This is a genomic window from Erythrobacter sp. SN6-5 (genome assembly GCF_057364945.1).
In genome coordinates, this window is record NZ_CP200282.1 from 553,965 (window position 1) to 571,990 (window position 18,026).

Consider the following 18,026-nt stretch of genomic DNA (forward strand, 5'->3'; position numbering starts at 1 on the left):
GCGAGCTTCGACTTATCACGCCGCCCATGAAACGGATCGCCACCCTCATCGTCACTCTGCTCGCTCTGATTTGGAGCGGGCCCGCCTTTGCGGCGGTGACCATGCATTTTCACAGCTTCAACGGATCGGTGCTGTTCGGGCGCTATCCCCATACCTTCATCGTGCTTGAAGGGACGCTGGGATCGGGCAAGGTGGTGAACGAGAATTATGGCTTCACCGCGAAGAAGGTCTCGCCCGCGATTTTGAACGGGCCGGTGGTGCACGATATCAGCGTGGAGAAGCCAAAATACCTCAAGAAAACCAACCGCCATTTCAGCGTGCGGCTGACCGATGCGCAATATGAGCGGGTGAAGGCCGAGGTGAGCAAATGGCGCAATGCGCCGGGTAAATATTACGACCTAGACACCCGCAATTGCATCCACTTTGTCGGCGCAATGGCGCAGATCGCCGGGCTAAAAGTGAATTACCCCGACAACATGCTGAGGCGGCCGAAGAAATGGCTGAACCATGTAACCGGGCTTAATCCGGCGCTGGGCGCGAAGGTGATTAAGTGAGGATGACGGGTGTCGACTTGTGGATTTGGCCACCCCGCATCCAATTTTTGTCGGGTAACTGGCATTGCCATCCGCTTCCCTAGCTAATAATTCAGGGCGATGCTTTGGAACATAATCGATAAGCGAACACGACCCTATCGATGGCGTGAGGTCAATGCGATTGTGGAGGCAACCGAGCATGACAACTCGTGTAAAGATGCCGACCAAGCGCCTGAAAGCGATCCCATGTCTGTAGTGGATTACGAGGCGCTTGAAGCTATTTCGGTTTCTGAAGCTGTAAAGTGGGCAGAGAGCCAGTCTTGTCCTGTAACTCTATATCTGTACGATTTAGGGAGCGGGTTCGCGAATGAAGAACACTTCTCAAGCCTAGAAGTGCGTTTCGACAACAATTAGCACCCCTAGTCTATCGCCTTGGTTCGGTTTCAATCTGCAGATCGCATTCTGCGGATAACATTTCATAAGCCAATTCCTCCCACACCTAAAATCTTGGCCGCGCTTGCCCCCGCGCGCTGCTTAGGGAATCAATCGCGCATGGCGATTCTTTCAGACAAGTGGATTAGGTCCAAGGCGCAGGATGAGGGCATGATTGAGCCCTTTGTTGAGGCTCAGCGGCGCGAAGGCGTCATTTCTTATGGCCTCTCTTCCTATGGCTATGACGCGCGGGTCGCAGATGAGTTCAAGATCTTCACCAATGTGAATTCGGCCACAGTTGACCCCAAGAGCTTTGACGCGGGCAGCCTGGTCGACCGCAAGACCGATGTCTGCATCATCCCGCCCAATTCCTTCGCTCTGGCGCGCACGGTCGAATATTTCCGCGTGCCCGAAGACGTGCTGGTGATCTGCCTTGGCAAGAGCACCTATGCGCGCTGCGGCATCATCGTGAATGTCACCCCGCTGGAGCCGGGCTGGGAGGGGCATGTGACGCTGGAATTTTCCAACACCACGCCGCTGCTGGCCAAGATTTACGCCAATGAGGGCGCGTGCCAGTTCCTGTTCTTGAAGGGCAATGAGCGCTGCGAGACGAGCTATAAAGACCGCGCGGGCAAATATATGGGCCAACGCGGTGTGACCTTGCCCCGGCTCTGAGTGCTAGCATCAGGCCAACGCTTACCAACTTAGGAACCTCGCCTGCCGTAACGGCTTTGACTCTCCCGCTCCGCACGCGCATCAAGTCTGCGCAAGAGGAGAGTTTTCGTATGGCTAAGACCGAATTCGACATCATCATCTATGGCGCCACCGGGTTCACCGGGCGGCTCGTTGCTGAGTATCTGAGCAATCATTATGAAAGCCGCGATGATGCGCCCAGCTGGGCGATGGCCGGACGCAGCCTGGAAAAGCTGGAGGCGGTTCGCGATGAAATCGGTGCGCCAGCGAGCACGCCATTGGTGGTGGCCGATGCCGATGACATGGCCAGCCTTGAGGCTATGTGCGAGCGAACCAAGGTCGTGCTGACCACGGTCGGACCGTACCAGCTTTACGGTGACAGTCTGGTCGAGGCCTGTGTCAAAACCGGCACTGATTACACCGATCTGTGCGGCGAGCCGACCTGGATGCGTGAAAAGATCGACCAGTTCGGTGATGCCGCCAAGGCCAGCGGTGCGCGCATCTGCTTCTCCAGCGGGTTCGATTCCATCCCCTTCGACCTCGGCGTGTTGATGGCTCAGAAAGAAGCGAAGAAGCGCTTTGGCAAGCCAGCTCCCAGAGTTCGCGGCCGCGTGCGTGCGATGGCGGGCGGCGCGTCAGGCGGCACCGTGGCCAGCATGACCGAAACGATGAAGGCGGTGGCCAAGAACCCCAAGCTCATCAATGTGCTGCGCAGCTCTTTCGGCCTCACCCCAGGGTTCGAAGGGCCAAGTCAGCCCTCTGGCATGGTCCCGACCTATGAGAAAGACCTGGACAAATGGGCCGCCCCGTTTGTGATGGCCGCCATCAACACCAAGAACGTCCACCGCACCAATTTCCTGCTCGGCCACCCATATGGCGAGGATTTCGTCTATGATGAGATGATGCTGACCAGCCCAGGCGAAGCGGGCAAAAAAATGGCTAATGCCGCCGCTGAGATGATGAAAAACCCTTTCGGCGCCAAGCCGCCTAAGCCGGGCGAAGGCCCAAGCAAGGAAGAGCGTGAGAACGGATTTTACGACGTGCTGTTTGTGGCCGATATGCCGGATGGAGAGAGCCTGCATTACGGCGTCAAAGGCAAATATGATCCAGGTTACGGCTCGACCAGTCGGATGATCGCAGAGACCGCGATTGGCCTGCTCAGTTGCCAGGCCGAAGGCGGCATTGGCACGCCAGGTTCCTTCATGGGCGAGGATCTGGTCAAGCGGCTCGAAGAGCATGCTGACCTGACGTTTGCTCTGGAGAATTAATCCGCGGCCAAAGCCGAAACGAAGCATAGAAAAAGGGCAGGCCTGGCATTCGCCGGACCTGCCCTTTTTATTGCGTTCCCGCTTAAGCGGCCAAGTTAGAAGCTGAAGCGGACGTTCGCTTTCAAATTGCGCCCGGCCAGCGGCACGAAATCCTTCGTGAAGCTTGCATGCCGAGCGGCCAACAACATCGAACAGATTATCGACGCCGACCACCAGAGTTACGTTCTCACGGCTCGGCAGAGGGCGCCAGGCCACCGATAGATTCACAAACGCAAATGCATCGGTTTCTGTTTCAAAGGCGTCGACATCGTCTTGCTCGCCAAACCATTGCACCTCTGCGCGCGCGTCAAACGCATCAGTTTGCAACTCCAGCGCACCCAGCAATTCAATCGGCGGAATGCGTGGCACTGCGGTGCCATCGTCAAGCTCTGCCTGAATGTAGGAACCGCGCAGGTCCGCCAGCAATTCCATCTCGCCCGTTTTGAACAATGGGAATTGGACGTCGCCTTCGATCCCGAAATAGTTCGCATCATCCTGAAGGAAGACGAACACTGGCAGACCGTCCTCTTCCTCGCCATTACCGGAGAGGAAGATGTAGTCGTCGAACCATTGGTTGTAGACGGCGACATTGAATTTCGCCGGACCCACTTGGCCCCGCGCGAAAACTTCAACGCCCCATGCGCTTTCGGTCGACAGTGTGGTGTCCCCAATTTCGAACTGCTGGGTCGCAATGTGTGGGCCATTGGCGAACAATTCTTCCGCCGCCGGAGCGCGTTCTGCGCGCGAGACATTTACGCCAGCGCGAAAGGCCTCGTCGGCCTCGTAGACCAGACCGAGTGCGCCTGAGAAATTGGTGAAATCACGCGAGACGCCCAGGTCCTGCGAGGAGACGTCGGTGAATTCGATCCGGCCGGCGGCCTCCAATTGAATGGGACCGGGGCCGAATTCCTGCAGCGCAAACAGCGCAAATTGATCGGTGGTGTTCGGGGCGACAAAGGCCTCCTCCCCGATCGCCTGGAAATCGCGGTAGGTGTATTGCAGGCCAATCGAACCGCGCGACGGCCCAGTTTCGCTTTGCGTCAGTTCAACCCGCGCCTCTACGCTTTCGACATCGAACACGGTGCCGATTTCATCGCCTTCAAATTCGGTGTGGGTGTAATCGGAATAGCCAAATCGAACCTTCAGCCGCTCAAAAAAGCCATCGCCCAGGTCGAGATCGGCAAGGAAGTCTGCACGGAATTGCTCGAGGCCGATGGTGACGATTTCCTCACCCTCTTCCTCGCCTTCTTCTCCCTCTTCACCTTCGCCCTCGGCGTGCTCTGTGCCCGGACGACCGGGGACACCATAGTCGGTGTCATAAAAGCCAATCGACGCGCCAAAGACGTTATTACCAGAGATAAAGCTGAGGCCGGCATTGGCAGTCCAGGTTTCGGTCGCAGAGTTGGGAATGACGCCGCGCGCTTCGGCTGCTTCACGCAGTTCCGCGGCCTCTTCAACCTCGCCTTCGGCTTCTTCTTCATCCGCCAGCTCAAAAATTTCATCGCGCAACTCCGGCGCGATTTGGAAACCACCGATCTCCAGATCATTGGTGTTGCGATAGCTGCCGTCGACGTGGAACACGAAATTGCTGCCCAGTGGCACGTCGAGTGATGCGCCAAGATTGCGCAGGTCGCTGGCGGTGTCAGCCGCCACAATCGCATCGAAATGCAGTGCCTCATCCGGGATCCGACGTGGAATGCGCTTATCGATCACATTGACAGCGCCGCCGATTGCCTGGCTGCCGAACAGAAGTACTGCCGGGCCGCGCAGAACCTCGATCCGCTCGGTTGTCAGCGGCTCAATCGTAGTAGCGTGGTCGGCAGATGTGTTGGAGACATCAGCCGTTCCCAGACCGTCGACCAGAATGCGCACGCGCTCACCTTGGAAGCCGCGCAGAACCGGGCGCGATGCACCGGGAGAAAAGCTGGTGGCGGACACGCCAGGCAACTTGGCCAGGACTTCGCCGATCTGCCCGTTCAGGTTTTTCTGTATGTCTTCAACGTCCAGCACGGATGTACCGGCGAGAACATCCAATTGCTCCAGCCCAGAGGCGCTGACGATGATGTTGCCTTCGTAATCGACTTGGCGATTGTGCAAATCGTCTGCGAGGCGTTCCTCGGCCTGATCAGCGTCTGGTTCCGCTTGCGCCTGGGCGGCGGCAGGAGTTGCAATCAGCCCAAGCGAAAGAACAGTGGCAAGCGCCAAATGAGAAGTTGTCGGTTTCATGATCGTCCCTGATCGAGATTATTGAATGTGATAACGTAACACGCCACTAGCAGAGGCGCACCTAGTTGCAAGCATGATCTTTGGTGCTTCGACGAATCGCTGTGAATGGCCGATGAGCAGCACGGCAAGCCGCCCTGCGCCGGGCGCTAATTCAAAGGTGCGAGTGTAGAAGCCGCGCCAACCATATGCGCTGCCCCAAATGCGGGATGCATCCGTCGAATAAAGAAATGGAGCGGGCGAGGCGATTCGAACGCCTGACCCCAACCTTGGCAATATTCGATGCGATGCTAAGTGTCTGTTGAAAAGCGATGAATGCTGGCGATCACTAATCCGAATATATGTGTGTGGGCTGCCGATCCTTGACCGTACTTTACACTCGTTGGTTTGACGAAAGACCTCTGGATTCTACCATCTCAGGCCAACATCAAACTGATCTGGCTAACGATGAAATCCAAAGATCGAGACGAAAAATATTTGAAAACAACAGTAGAGACGGCGCCTATACTCAAGGACGACAACAACTTCAGTAACAGTTGCCTATGAGCAGAGAGTAGAAAATTTTACAGAGAAACAAATTCCGATGAATATTTCATTCTTGGCTTCGACGCGGAGATTAAAACACCGGACGAAGCATTGCCATACGAATGTTCTCTCATAGCCTTTGCTCGCTAGAGCTGACACAAAATATCTTAAGAAAGGCCAACCAGACATAATTCGTCTACGGCAAATGCTCTGCGCGGCATGGCCTCAGTCCAAAACTGGCCTATGCCGCCGCGTCCGACGGCGGATGTCCTTTACAACCTGCTCCGCAGGTTACTTCGAGTTCGGCTTTTTGGTTCTCATCTTCGTTCCTTCGTCACCACGACGAGAACGAAAACACTCCTAAACCTCAACCACTAATCTGTGCCATAGGTGCTGACGGAGCACAGCCTGATCAGCTGATCAATTATGGCGCTACATGCCAGTCGGTTCGTGCACTTGGATACGCATCGTTAGCGCTCCTATGGACGGGTTAGCCGGGGTTTGATCCACGCTGGGTTGCGGGAGGGGGCGTGCGCGTTGCCGCCGGAGGATCACGGTTTGGTGCGGCAGGCGTGTTGGGTGTTGTAGTGGCAGGAGTACTGCCCGTTGGCGCCGCAGGAGAATTCTGATTTGTCGCACCGGAAGGATTGCGTGCCGGTGTCGCAGGAGCAGGGTTTTGCGCACTCACTCCATTTTGACCGCCCTGATTTTGGGCAGTGTTGTTGGCCCTGGTCGCTGAACTATTGTTATCTAAATCGATGTTCGGAGTATTGGGAGGGGTCAATGGTTGCCCTGGCGCGAGGCTCGGCGCTCGACGGCTCGCACGCGCGGTATCGCGCGCCTTATATCGCTCTTGGCGCGCTGCTTCAGCCTGCAACATCAACTCTGTCTCTCGGTCGGGATTGAGCGAATTTTGCCCAAGTCGTTTCTGCGCTTCACGGGAGGCGAGTCGGTCCAGGGGAACCTGATCAGTCCGAAAGTTGAGCTCGACCCGGCTGGTGAGGTCCGCACTCGCTGAAAGATCCTCGCTGGTCGTGGTATCATTGGTGCGGACATAGCCAATCGTCGAGCTCATACTTGCGGAGGCACTCCACCAACCGAAACCAACTTTCCCACTCGCGGCTATCGAATGACGCGTATCAAATGATGATGTATCGCGGTCTTGCGCGGCAGATGTTGCATCGATGTGGAACCGCATTCCCGCCGTGATCTTACCAGAATCTATGACAATCCGCTGCATTCCCATGCGGATCATAGTCGCAAGCATACCCTGACGATTCTTGGCAAGCGCGCGGCGAACAAAAGGGACGAGTGATTCCGCACCTCCCGTTGGCACTTGCGCGTCATGCTCAAGCGACAAAGCAGCGCGCAGCGCATCCTCGCTTGGTGGCGAGCCAACAGGTCTGATCCGCAAAGGTTCTGCGTCGTCATCATCATCTATGCTTGGGAAGTCGTCTTCTTCCTCGTCCTGCCCATCAATCGCGTAGCTAGTGGGAAACTGCTGAACCAACCAACGTCTCGCGGCGTCATCATTGCCGCCCAGTGAAGCGAAACCATCGAGTGACTGGGAAACACCGCGGATGAGCTCCAGATACTGCTGAAGCTGCTGTTGATTGGTGTCCACCATTGCCTTGAAGACGCCATTGATTAACTCGGCAACAAAGCGTGGGAATGAGATGGCTTCGAGCACATTGCGAGTGGTTTGACCTATTCGGTCAACTGCTGTGCCGGAAAAGGCATCTCCGGCATTCATCGCCTTGGCCGGGATTTTCTTATCGCCTGCTAGGCTCGTTGTCATTCAATTGCGGCGGCAAGGGCGCGTCAGAATTGCGCTGTGCGTCAATATCTTCTTCGAGCAGTTTTGCCGCTTCCGCGATGCGGACCAGCGAGTGAGCAATCTCACGCCGCGTTGGGCGATCCACACCATCAAAGCCATCAGCCTGAGATAAAACCGACTTGATCCCCTGGCGCGTTGCAGCGCTAGGTTGCGCGAGCTGCTCCGCCGTGGAGGATTGGCTGGCCATGCCTAGCGTCCAAGATCGAGCCAGGAGCCGGTCGATTCAGATGCGGAGCCTCCCTGCGCTTGGCGCGATCCATCAACCGCCTCGATAAGCGTAATCGTTTCATCCACCCAGTCGAGCGCCGCTGCCAGAACTGGAGCATCTGCAGTAGGGCGATGAGTAGAAGCATCTTTCTGTTCGAGAAAATCGCCCAACCAAGCGAGAAGAACCATCCCTGCACGCCCTCGCCGCAAATGATTAAGAGTCGGTCGTACAGGCCTTCGCTGCCGGCGATCAATTGCCGCGACGGATTGCCAAAGCGATCGAGCACCAAGTGCGGTTCGTATCTTTGGATGGTTCAGTATGGCAATGGAGCGGGACAGACTCGCAATAATGTCGCGCGCCATTATCAGCACCATATCATTGCCCGCCTGAACCAAATTTTCGGATAAGCGCCGAGCCGCACGTCGCATGTTAACCAGTGGGCCACCATCTGCAGCGTCAATAATTGCTTCGCAGAGCGCAAAAAGCCGTTCTTCAAATCCATTGTTGGTACCGCTGAAGCTGTCCACCACATCCGCTGGGGAACCGAACAGGCTCGCAAACAATGCCTGACGCTCCTCTGGCGCTGCACGTTCTTTTCGGTTCTCCCAGAATGTGACGATCAATCCGGTTGCATCGCCAAGATCATGCATGATTTGGCCCGAGCGAACCATTCGAGTCAGCGCGTCAACCGCTTGGATCAGGCCCGCAGATTCAAGGGCCGATGCCAAGTAGAGGCTCGCGACAGCTCGGATTTGCATTGGGTTGGCCGACGCCGCCTGTGGGATATGGATGACGCCCAGTTCGGACAGCATAACTGAATGCGCCTCAGCCGAAAGGAGCAAGTTTGCGGCATCTTCGACAGCACGCTCCACACTTAACGCGGCAGACGTTTCAAATGGGATGGCGCGGGTCATGGCGATTGTGTTCCGTTATCGATGTTTCCAGATGAGCTTCCGTCCTGCCGGTTGTCTTTGTCAGACGCTGGGGCTGCATTCCCCTGGATTGCGCCAATCATTTCCGGTGTCGCCATTTTCTCGAGCGGTAAGTAGTCGGACTTGAAGTTGACCCGCACCTCCCCTTGCATTTTGGCCGAGAGATCAAGGCGCGATTCGCTAGACTCATCCACGCCCGTTTTTACCGTTGCGACATGGCTGCGTGAGTTGGTGCTCACAGTTCCGCCGCCAAATCCAAGGAAGCTACCACCGCCAAAACTCGTCCGCTTGTGCCGCCTTGTCTGGCGATCATATGACGAGGCCTTGTAGTCGCGCTCCGCCAGATCGGTTGATCGCATATTGAACTTCACCTTCGCCGTGATTGAGCCATCGGTGACCACGATCCGGTTGATTCCCAACATCACCATTGAAGCGAGCAATTGCTGACGAGAACGTGCCATAATCAGCCGTGCACCATTGACGAGCCGCAATTCTTCTTGGTCGTCGCTTAGATCCTCGACCGGTCGGCCGGACATACCCATGGACTGGTGAATTTCTCGCATCCCCCCGTCATTGTCTTCATCTTTGGCGAGGAGGCGTGAATTGCCATCATCATCGACATTGACATCCAACAGGTCGGGAAAGCGATCAACCAGATAATCGCGTGCCTGCCCGACCCCGATATTCTCATTCATATATTCTTCGGCAGACTTCGCTACATTAGCTACCAGCTCGGCATAGGCCCGCATTTGTTCGATCGACGTTTCGACGATTGTTACGAAAACGTTCTGGATCAATCCGCCAACGAATGAGGGGAAGTCGACCTCATCAACTAGGCGGACAAATTGATCAGTTCCTTGTTGCGCTGCTCCAGCTTCGAAGTCCTTGCCAGCAAACCCGGGTGACTGCGCCAGGTTGCGTTTTACGAGTTCATTTGGATCGGTACGCCGCAGCGGTTCATCGCCTGAGATCGAGCTGCCTGTGCCTTTTGCGCAGGATCCTGCATCGCATCGCTGACGACGCTGTTAGGGTCATCAACATAAGCGAAGAGCTTGACCATGTTGTTGGCGAGATCGAGCTGTTCTTGCTGTTCCATCTCGCCATAGGCGGGAATGCGGGTAAGCATTTCGCGCACCATGGGGCGAACCCGGCGGATGGCCTCGTCGCTCAGGCCCTCCGGCTTTTCATCGTGTCGAGACGTGGCTTGCGGTGTATTTGGAGGGGCATCGCCTTCATGAACGGGCGCTGGCCCATCGCTTGGCTCCTGCCGCGCCGTGTATGCAGCTGTTTGCATGGCAGAATACCCTAGGCGTTTGCCGTCTGATTTTGAGCACTGGCGCCTTCCGCCTCGTAGACCGGACGGTTGTGATCAACCGGTTTTGACCGCATTTGAATCGATGCCATCATCTCGGGCGTGGCCATTTTCTCAAGCGGCAAATAGTCCGACTTGAAGTTCACTTCGACATTCCCGGCAAGGCTGGCACGTGCAGACAATTGGTCCGTTTGAGCATCCGAGGCAACCGACATCGCGGTGAGCACTGGCCTCTCGGCATACTTATATTTACCCTTGGTATAATATTCTGAATCCCGGGTCACATGGCGCTTGCGTCGGCGCCCCTTCCTTTCATAACTAGTGTTGCCGCTCGCCTCGAATTCACCTTCGCGATTGGCCATTTTCTGTAAGGAGCCGTCTGCATTCCGTGCAAAATCACGAGCCATTGCCGACCGTGATAGTTTACGCTGGCTCGATGCATTAAAATCATACAGAATGCGGGCCTGGATCTTACCATTGGTAACTACGATGCGATTAAGCCCCATCATCACCATGGTTGCGAGCAATTGTTGGCGCGCGGTCGCGATATGACTACGTGCAGCCTTGATCAGCTTGGCCTCTGCTTCGGGGTCTGAGACATCAATTGATGTGATGCCGCCCTCGACTAGCTCTCCCATAGTTTGCTGTACGCGGGAAAGTGCACTTTCCTGATCGACATTGTCGCGCAATTGCAATCGCGGTTCTTTCGAGTCTGAAAAGTCGTCTGTACCGATCGAGAAGATATCCGGAAACTGCTCGACCATCTGGTCGCGGCCGTCATCATCAGATGTGTTCTCGTCTCTGAACTGATTGAGCGACTTAGAAACATCCGCGACCATTTTCGAATAGGCTTCCATTTGCTCTATCGAGGAGGTCACTATCGAATTGAAGACGCCGTCGATTAACCCGGATACGAAATCGACGAAGTTGATCTGGTTCATGAAGTCAGCGGCAGCCTCTCCACCAGCTCTCACCGCACCTGCATCGAAATCGTCTCTACCGATCGCATCAACTGCTTCTTGCCCTTCGTTGAAACTTGTCGACGGATCGTTCATCGCCGCGCTGGTGACACTTTGCATGCCTTTGTCTGCGTCCGGTCCGCCGACAAGAGCATCCGCGATAAGCGCGGTGTCACGTGCGACCTGTTTTTGCTGCGCAGCTGGCAACTGCCCGAAAGCTTCGGATCGGCTGAGGAGATCTTTGACTTGCGCACGCACTTCGGGCCGCGGGGTCGGGCTGTCATTGATCGACTGGGCCGCGCCTGTATCGGCCGGCATCACACGGGCAGTTTGAGCGGTCATGGTTCAATCCTTTCTTGCGCCCATGTAGGACGCCGGGGAAGCGGCTCAGGCCGCGATAGTTTGCGAGCCGAGCCGTGCCGCCGCTGGAGAGATTTCAAATTCGACAGGTCTTAGGACCAAGTTGATTTTGGCAGGCCCTTTGGTGCCGATCCGGATGCCCAGGATCGAAAACCGCCCTGGCCAGACATTGTCTTCGGGAGTGAACGCTTCGAGGAAACGCTCGAGAGCGGTCAATTCAGCCGGACGTTCACGCAGATTCATGGTCAACAATTGCAGAAAGTTTGGCGGCACATCCGAGATCGCATCAAGCATGATCTGCATTTCCATCTCGACGCCCTCCGGACCGCGTCCGAATGCGACCAGCGTCGAACCGCCAGGCAGTTCAAACCGGCCACCGAGTGCGACCCCGACAACTTGCATGATCGGCGCAATGCGATTGCCAAGGCCGATTTCGCGCATCATGGGTTCCAGATCCGCCAGTCGAATGCCATTGGTCAGCAGGAAGCTCATCCACTGCGCACCGCTGGTCCGTCCAGCAATTAATGTGGTGAAGACCGGCTTCAATCCAGGCAAAGCCGCCATTGCATTGCCAACCAGTCGGGCGAGGTTGGGATTCACGATAATGTTGCTAGGATCGCTACTTTCATAGCTGACGGTCGCAGTCTCCAGCCCGTCGCTGTCAAAGCTTGATCCGAAGAACGCCCCATATTGCAGATTATTACTACGAGTTCCGCTGCGAAAGGGTTCACTCGCCTGGTCGAACCATCGCAAAGCTGCGCTGCCGAATTGCTGGTCAAGCAGCCCGCGTGCTTTTTGACTGGTGAAATCACGCTTGTCAGCGGGTCGTGCATGTGGACCGAGCGGTTCCATCTCGAATGACAAGACGCCCGGGCGCCGCGCAAGAAACTGCGACTGGATGGGTGCCGCTCCGGGCGAAAGCGCATTGCGAGCGTATGCCGGATCGTCTTCAGGGTCATGAAAACTGTCATCAATGACCCGCCCGACATAGTGGGACGGATCGGCAGTACGCAGGGAATGCGCGGCCTTTAAGAGTCGGGACTTCACCCGGTTGGCCAAAGGTTGGCTATGCATGATCTATCTCCAAGTTCGATACTCTCGTCGCTGCGCCTCAATATGCGGCGTAGCCAGACCGATCGTGGCCATTGGCCATCTGCGGTTGATGACCGAAGCTGACGCCTAAACCTGCGCCTTCGAGCAGATCGCGTGCGATCGACGGCATCTGGATTGGCTAAGCTTGGCTGCTGGGGCGACTCGCGTGGCTGCGACATCTGTTCAATCCGAATGTCATCCAGCGCAGAATCAGCAAGCCAAAGCTCGCAAGCGTTGATCAGATCATAGTCGGTTGGATGCGAAGTGGCGGTTTGCCCAGCCATCCGCGCGGGCGGATTGGATACATCCTTCAACTCAATGATTGGCATTGTCGGATCACGCAGCCGGTCAAGATTGTCACCTAGCCAGCGGACACAAATTGCACCGCTTGTAGCAAGCGTACGATATTTGCTGGAGTTGCGAGCACCGCCAAGCTCAACCTGTGCGATCTGGTCGATAACGCCCCACATATCGCGAGCACCAAAGGCGCTACGGACTTCTGGATCAGACAAAAGTTTGATCATCTCATTGATCTGCTCTTGCAAATCAACAGCGGCGTAGAATGCCATGCCATAGCCATGCAGGGACATGTTGGTGACCAGGTCACGCGCAGCCTTCTTCACCTGTTGCTGATTGATCGCCGAGGGCAATTCTGACCGCAGCAATTGATCAACCCGGTTCTCACGAACCAAGGAAGAAACCGAGGAGACAAAACGCAGCCACAAATCCTGGAAATCACTGTTTGAAGAAGCGCCTGGTTGGCCGCTCGGCAGGCCCAGCGTCATGGCATAGAATGTTTGCCGCTCAACCTCGCTCATCCGGTTGGGCGCATTACGCCAGTAATTGTACAGCTGAGTGCCAGCCGTCCCGCGGGTCAGAGTGATGTAGCCTTGCTGCGACATCTCTACCAGCTTGTCGACGACTTGAAATGCTTTCAATTCCTCAAACATTGACGCGAAGATCATAGGGCCCATCAGATAGATATTATCTGCCACCACATTGTCGTCGATCCATGAATTGAGGTCGGGCAGATCAATCGCCATCTCATGCAAAGGGATATCGCTTTGATCATCCGGCCCAAGATCGGTTGAGCGATCCAACAGCTCATCGACAAATGGTTTCAACTTGGGATTGTCCGCAGAAATGTTGCGATCAATCAGATCGCTGACGACATCTGCAAATTGCTTGGTGAATATGTTTGGGGTCTGACGGGAATTGACCCGCACATCATTGATGGTGATCAGCAAAGTCCGCTGAGCAAGGTCCATCTGTCCGGCGATCTTGCCCAATGCGCTGTAAAAACCCGCCAAAAATTTGGCCATATTGGGGTGATTGGTGTCTGGCCCGGTTTCCGGCTCATTATCCGTCCCAACCGATAAGACAGGAGGTGTGGCGACCTTGCGAGAGCACAAAATGCCATAAAGCAACGCGCTGCGGACCATCTGCCTGTCATGATCAAGGTTGTCGAGCGCTGGCGTGAAACCGATCTGGCCATTACTGTGTTCGACGGTCACCGGCGTTAGATTACCGTCATTGCTGCGCAAGGCGTGGCGCAGGGCGACAAACAGCGGATCAATATAGATACCACGGCCTGGTTTCAGTGCGGCTAGTGCCTTAAGTCGTTTGAGCTCTTCAATATCGGGCTCACTTAAGACTCTGCCGTTTTCCACCCGTCGATTGATTTGCTCTAACCGCTGGCGCAGCCTTTCGCGCGCTTTCTCTTCGCGGTTTTGAATATCGACAAATCGCGTCTTGTTCGGAATATTCGGAGCGCTGGTTCCTTCGCTTGCCATATTAATTTCCTTTCGTATTCGATGCGTAATCTTTGTTCTAAGCAGGGCTGAATGGGATGACGGTTAGCTAGGCATGGGCCGTCCCTCCGAATTCAACACTAGGATCGGCGTCAATTGCCTCATCCAGCATGGCTAAGGCGCGGCCACCGTCGAGAATTCCAGCACCATGACCTTGGGTATTGCCTTCTCGATGGGTGCGAGCACTGGTCGTTAGTAGCGTCTTCACATCGCGCGGCGAAAGCGGTGCTGAGCGGCGTTGCGCGCGGGAATGAAGTAGGGCTGCAACCGATGCGACAAACGGCGCGGCGAAGCTGGTTCCGGTGGCGCGTTGATAGCCCTCAAGGTGGGCCGTTCTCACCCTTTCACCCGGGGCGCATAGCGCTACATGATCGCCGCTTGTGCTAAACTCGCTAACCGTTCCGTCAGTACTGACAGAACCGACCGCCACAACTTCAGGGAAAGCGGCTAAGCCAGTAAGTGCGCCGATCGCCGCTATTTCCCGCTGCTGCGACCAGAGTACATCCCTGAGCGGTCGCAAACTCCACCGCCTCGCGATGCGGCTTATCCAATGTCGGATCAAGAGAGGCATCGTCGGTTCCAAAACTCATATTGATGACTTTCGCGCCGAGTTGGACTGCCATCACCACACCAGCATCAAGATCGCTAATCGCCCCGACCCCTACAGGGCGCTTCTTACCTGGAAACAAAGCGGCTCCAAGCGAGCGAATGGGCAGCACTTGGCATTCACCAGCCATACCGGGCGGAATGTGCTTGCCAGCGGCCCCGATAATGCCAGCGCAGCCTGTGCCATGGCCGACATGACGATCGGATGGATCGACATCAGCCCCGGCATTGTCACCCAACAGAGCAATCCCACCAGCCAGTTCGTCATGCCCGAGCTGTACGGTGTCAAAACCGCTGCGTAGCCCGCGTGAAAACTCACGATGGTTGGGGTTCACACCGCTATCGACAACGGCCACAATAACAGCTGGATCGCCTGGTTCGCGGGCCAAGGCCTGTCGTCCATTTATTGCGTCGCGATGCAGCCAGCCACCTTGATCGTCACTTCGGACATTGTCGAAACGCGAGCCAAAGGTATGTTCTTGGTTATCCCGCTCTTCTGAAGACAGCGGCTCATCCATGCCCAAAGCAACAAGATAGTTTGGTGTTGCGCTTTCCACGATATCCAATTGGCGCAACGAAATGGCCATCGAACCAACATGTGTGCCCGGCTCGACATCAAGCCGTAGCACGCGTGATATGCCGCAAGCTTCCTCTGCGTTTGTGTAATTGCGGTTGCGTTCACCGACGCGCAACAGCGCGCTTTTGGCGCTGTGCAATCGGCTGATCCGAACAGCGCCGCCAAAGGTGCTGGCCACGCGATCAAACGCCGCATGCCCGGTTCTATCAACAGCACCGCAAACGCCTTGCCGGACATCAAGTGCCGCGGGCAGATGATCGGGCGTTTCACCTGATTTTAAGCGCACCAGAAGGCTGGTCGGGGACGCATAAACTCCGGTATAGTGATGCCATGGCTGGACCATGCGAGGCAGTCTGATCATTGGACTAACTCCTTCACTTCACCATTGACCGCGTTCGCCGTAGAAAGTGGCTCACCTTGGGTATTGGCGTCTATGTCGAACCACAGATCGGTCTTCGATTTGTCATCGAATGCGAGGCTCAATTGACCCCCGAACTGATCGCTACGCGGTGTCAGAACGATATCCGTATCACTTGCCTGAACGACACCAACAGCTTCGCCATTGATCTCCGCGCGAGGCGGCTGGCCGTCGCGGATGAGATTGCGGCCACGAATGCGCAGCCTGCGTCTCCCATCGGAGGTCCGATCCTCGGCCTCAACGCCTTTCACCTCAGGTCGGGTGGCCTGCGATAAGACTCGCTCAAGCTTCTCGATGGGCAACCGCGTTATGCGCCCTACTGACCGCCCGAACCCTTGCTTACGCACCTCACGAAGCTGCGAGACGGTGCGAACGCCAATTCCGTCAAGCCGGGTTAACTCATCGGCAGTCAGATCGACCGATGCCTCTTCCAACAGAGTATCGTCTTGATTGTCAGTAGACAATTGAATCGCATTTTCTTCAATCATCGGCTTGGTAATCGCCGTGAAGACCAGATGCAGGGTACTCGCGTTGGTGTCGCCTGATCCTGCAGGCTTGATGCGGACCTCACCTGAATCCATTTCGACATGGGCTTTCAGATCCATCGAAATGTCTTTGATCGCGAAGGTTAGCGGCAGACTGTCATTCTGCGCCTTGAGTGTCATGCGAGCTTGCGCGGTGTCTAGCTGCGACTGGACTGCCTGAATGAAGTCTTCCAGCGCGACGATTGAGGTAGGCTTGTTCCTCATGCCACACCCCCTGTAACGATGGTTGCGACCAGGCGGCTTACCGGCACATCAAAGTCGCTTCGCATGCGCGTGCGAGGGCTGTCAGCCAAAACCACCCAATCGCCGTCGCGATGTTCAATGACTGTCTCAACCGGAAGATCAAACTCGACAGAGCTTGCAGCCACACCGACTTGATCGAGGTCAGTCGGACGAAGCGAACCAGACTGCCGCACGCCGTCCATCAATTCGACCAACATATCATCAAGGGGGCGACGTGGTGCGATCATCCTGTGGCCCCCGGCGGCGGCGTCACTTGCACCGGTGCAATCGCACCAGGTTGCGGGGTGGCAGATTGTGGCACAGTCGGTTGCGGCTGTGGTTGCTGTACGGGTTGGGCGCTGGGTTGAGGTTGAACAGCTTGCGGCACTTGAGCTGCTGGCGCCACCGCTGCTGGCTGCTGAGTAGGCGCTATTTGTGTGTTAGCTTGCTGCGGCTGACTGGCGACTTGCCGGGCGGCCTGAGTCAAAGCAGGCCGTGCCGCTCGCTCCAGCAGAGTTTGTTGTGCGTCATCAACAAAGCGATCGAGCGGCAGCGTTTCGCTCGAGAAGTTGATTTTGACCTGGCCAAACAGATCCGCGACGAGCGAGCTGTCCGTTTGCGCGTTCACACCAACGGTGGAGACCTTGGTCGTCGATGCTTGATATGTCGTGCTACCCCGGGTCGCCCAGCTTCCCGAGGATGAACCCGCCGGATCATCGCTCACCGCATAGTCTACTCCGCTATGATCGGCAGCTGCGGCACGGAGCCGCATTCGCGCTGTGATAGAGCCATCGTCAACCTTGATCCGATTGAGACCCAGCATGACTAAAGTTGCGAGCGTTTGCATCCGATCGCGAGCCATTCTATCACGGGCGCGAGGGACCAGCTGTTCATCAATCAGTTCTGAATTCAGAGATTCCCCGGCCAAGTCGAATTCAGCCAACCAGTCAGGAGAAAGTTCATCGCCAAAGGTATCATCGCTGCCCCGCGGTAGCACCGCATAACCCCCATCATCCTGCGCCAACTCAAGGTCGCCAGGATGCTGTGAAACAAGCCAGTCTTTCGCCTGATTTACAGAGATGTTCTCATCACGAAACTGTTCAAGTGGTTTCGAAATAGCCGAAACAAGATCGGAAAAAGCTTCCATTTGCCTGATGGATGAATCGACCATCGCGTCCCATGTTCCGTGGATCAACGAGGCTACAAACTCTGGAAAATCAAGCTCGTCAGAAAGAGAGCCTGCCCGCCGCCCGATTGTCTGCGTCGCAGCCTCGCGGGTCGCCGAGGAAGAGTCACCATTTTCACCTTGCGCGCTCAAGAAGCCGTCATCCTGGCTGCTGCCAGGTTGATCGTTGCTTTCGTCTCGGCTCCAGAAGCCACCGCCAGACATCGCTTGCGATCGCGCCGCAGATCGACGTCCAGTACTCGGCGGTG

Annotated in this window: 17 protein-coding genes and 1 pseudogene; 4 read left to right on the forward strand and 14 right to left on the reverse strand. The window is 56.1% G+C overall.

The annotated features are described in order from the left end of the window. The first annotated feature begins 26 nt into the window (after positions 1-26). The 4 genes from AC0V6Z_RS02690 to AC0V6Z_RS02705 all read left to right on the forward strand — a co-directional run bounded on the left by AC0V6Z_RS02690 (position 27) and on the right by AC0V6Z_RS02705 (position 2,926). On the forward strand, positions 27-554 hold the full coding sequence (locus tag AC0V6Z_RS02690) for a hypothetical protein (RefSeq protein ID WP_472639866.1): 528 nt from the start codon (positions 27-29) through the stop codon (positions 552-554). A 99-nt stretch (positions 555-653) separates the two neighbouring features. Further along, the gene (locus AC0V6Z_RS02695) at positions 654-947 is read left to right on the forward strand and encodes a hypothetical protein (protein ID WP_472639867.1); all 294 of its coding nucleotides are present in this window, start codon (positions 654-656) and stop codon (positions 945-947) included. A 138-nt stretch (positions 948-1,085) separates the two neighbouring features. Then, positions 1,086-1,640, forward strand: a complete 555-nt coding sequence (dcd, locus tag AC0V6Z_RS02700) for a dCTP deaminase (RefSeq protein WP_472639868.1) — start codon at positions 1,086-1,088, stop codon at positions 1,638-1,640. 110 nt (positions 1,641-1,750) lie between these two features. Continuing rightward, complete coding sequence (locus tag AC0V6Z_RS02705; protein ID WP_472639869.1) at positions 1,751-2,926, forward strand: saccharopine dehydrogenase family protein; 1,176 nt, start codon at positions 1,751-1,753, stop codon at positions 2,924-2,926. 252 nt (positions 2,927-3,178) lie between these two features. Here AC0V6Z_RS02705 and AC0V6Z_RS02710 read toward each other — a convergent pair. The 14 genes and pseudogenes from AC0V6Z_RS02710 to AC0V6Z_RS02775 all read right to left on the reverse strand — a co-directional run. After that, positions 3,179-5,191: pseudogene (locus AC0V6Z_RS02710) on the reverse strand (TonB-dependent receptor); the annotation flags it as partial. Between the two features lie 1,012 nt (positions 5,192-6,203). Beyond that, positions 6,204-7,511, reverse strand: coding sequence for a hypothetical protein (locus tag AC0V6Z_RS02715; protein WP_472639870.1), 1,308 nt, complete (start codon positions 7,509-7,511; stop codon positions 6,204-6,206). Then, the gene (locus AC0V6Z_RS02720) at positions 7,486-7,737 is read right to left on the reverse strand and encodes a hypothetical protein (protein ID WP_472639871.1); all 252 of its coding nucleotides are present in this window, start codon (positions 7,735-7,737) and stop codon (positions 7,486-7,488) included. Before AC0V6Z_RS02720 ends, AC0V6Z_RS02715 begins: the two co-directional genes overlap by 26 nt. A gap of 2 nt (positions 7,738-7,739) precedes the next feature. Then, positions 7,740-8,381: a hypothetical protein gene (locus AC0V6Z_RS02725; RefSeq protein WP_472639872.1), complete on the reverse strand. Its 642-nt coding sequence runs from the start codon at positions 8,379-8,381 to the stop codon at positions 7,740-7,742. 287 nt (positions 8,382-8,668) lie between these two features. Then, entirely contained in the window at positions 8,669-9,487 is an 819-nt protein-coding gene (locus AC0V6Z_RS02730; protein WP_472639873.1) for a hypothetical protein, read from the reverse strand. Between the two features lie 125 nt (positions 9,488-9,612). Further along, positions 9,613-9,984, reverse strand: a complete 372-nt coding sequence (locus AC0V6Z_RS02735) for a hypothetical protein (protein WP_472639874.1) — start codon at positions 9,982-9,984, stop codon at positions 9,613-9,615. A gap of 11 nt (positions 9,985-9,995) precedes the next feature. Then, positions 9,996-11,303 carry a hypothetical protein gene (locus AC0V6Z_RS02740; RefSeq protein WP_472639875.1) on the reverse strand — a complete coding sequence of 436 codons (1,308 nt, stop codon included), beginning with the start codon at positions 11,301-11,303 and terminating at the stop codon, positions 9,996-9,998. Between the two features lie 45 nt (positions 11,304-11,348). Then, entirely contained in the window at positions 11,349-12,395 is a 1,047-nt protein-coding gene (locus AC0V6Z_RS02745) for a hypothetical protein (RefSeq protein WP_472639876.1), read from the reverse strand. Continuing rightward, a complete protein-coding gene (locus AC0V6Z_RS02750) occupies positions 12,365-14,206 on the reverse strand; it encodes a hypothetical protein (RefSeq protein ID WP_472639877.1) in 1,842 nt (613 codons plus the stop codon). The genes AC0V6Z_RS02745 and AC0V6Z_RS02750 overlap by 31 nt, the downstream gene beginning before the upstream one ends. A gap of 67 nt (positions 14,207-14,273) precedes the next feature. Next, complete coding sequence (locus AC0V6Z_RS02755) at positions 14,274-14,654, reverse strand: S8 family serine peptidase (RefSeq protein WP_472639878.1); 381 nt, start codon at positions 14,652-14,654, stop codon at positions 14,274-14,276. A 4-nt stretch (positions 14,655-14,658) separates the two neighbouring features. Next, positions 14,659-15,768, reverse strand: coding sequence for a S8 family peptidase (locus AC0V6Z_RS02760; protein ID WP_472639879.1), 1,110 nt, complete (start codon positions 15,766-15,768; stop codon positions 14,659-14,661). Beyond that, positions 15,765-16,574: a hypothetical protein gene (locus tag AC0V6Z_RS02765; RefSeq protein ID WP_472639880.1), complete on the reverse strand. Its 810-nt coding sequence runs from the start codon at positions 16,572-16,574 to the stop codon at positions 15,765-15,767. Before AC0V6Z_RS02765 ends, AC0V6Z_RS02760 begins: the two co-directional genes overlap by 4 nt. Then, positions 16,571-16,840, reverse strand: coding sequence for a hypothetical protein (locus tag AC0V6Z_RS02770; protein ID WP_472639881.1), 270 nt, complete (start codon positions 16,838-16,840; stop codon positions 16,571-16,573). The genes AC0V6Z_RS02765 and AC0V6Z_RS02770 overlap by 4 nt, the downstream gene beginning before the upstream one ends. Beyond that, the gene (locus AC0V6Z_RS02775; RefSeq protein WP_472639882.1) at positions 16,837-17,982 is read right to left on the reverse strand and encodes a hypothetical protein; all 1,146 of its coding nucleotides are present in this window, start codon (positions 17,980-17,982) and stop codon (positions 16,837-16,839) included. The genes AC0V6Z_RS02770 and AC0V6Z_RS02775 overlap by 4 nt, the downstream gene beginning before the upstream one ends. Positions 17,983-18,026 lie beyond the last annotated feature (44 nt).

Coding starts and splice junctions, on each gene's coding strand:
- AC0V6Z_RS02690 (WP_472639866.1), top strand. CDS start 27: ATGAAACGGATCGCCACCCTCATCGTCACTCTGCTCGCTCTGATTTGG.
- AC0V6Z_RS02695 (WP_472639867.1), top strand. CDS start 654: ATGCTTTGGAACATAATCGATAAGCGAACACGACCCTATCGATGGCGT.
- dcd (WP_472639868.1), top strand. CDS start 1,086: ATGGCGATTCTTTCAGACAAGTGGATTAGGTCCAAGGCGCAGGATGAG.
- AC0V6Z_RS02705 (WP_472639869.1), top strand. CDS start 1,751: ATGGCTAAGACCGAATTCGACATCATCATCTATGGCGCCACCGGGTTC.
- AC0V6Z_RS02715 (WP_472639870.1), bottom strand. CDS start 7,511: ATGACAACGAGCCTAGCAGGCGATAAGAAAATCCCGGCCAAGGCGATG.
- AC0V6Z_RS02720 (WP_472639871.1), bottom strand. CDS start 7,737: ATGGCCAGCCAATCCTCCACGGCGGAGCAGCTCGCGCAACCTAGCGCT.
- AC0V6Z_RS02735 (WP_472639874.1), bottom strand. CDS start 9,984: ATGCAAACAGCTGCATACACGGCGCGGCAGGAGCCAAGCGATGGGCCA.
- AC0V6Z_RS02740 (WP_472639875.1), bottom strand. CDS start 11,303: ATGACCGCTCAAACTGCCCGTGTGATGCCGGCCGATACAGGCGCGGCC.
- AC0V6Z_RS02745 (WP_472639876.1), bottom strand. CDS start 12,395: ATGCATAGCCAACCTTTGGCCAACCGGGTGAAGTCCCGACTCTTAAAG.
- AC0V6Z_RS02750 (WP_472639877.1), bottom strand. CDS start 14,206: ATGGCAAGCGAAGGAACCAGCGCTCCGAATATTCCGAACAAGACGCGA.
- AC0V6Z_RS02760 (WP_472639879.1), bottom strand. CDS start 15,768: ATGATCAGACTGCCTCGCATGGTCCAGCCATGGCATCACTATACCGGA.
- AC0V6Z_RS02765 (WP_472639880.1), bottom strand. CDS start 16,574: ATGAGGAACAAGCCTACCTCAATCGTCGCGCTGGAAGACTTCATTCAG.
- AC0V6Z_RS02770 (WP_472639881.1), bottom strand. CDS start 16,840: ATGATCGCACCACGTCGCCCCCTTGATGATATGTTGGTCGAATTGATG.
- AC0V6Z_RS02775 (WP_472639882.1), bottom strand. CDS start 17,982: ATGTCTGGCGGTGGCTTCTGGAGCCGAGACGAAAGCAACGATCAACCT.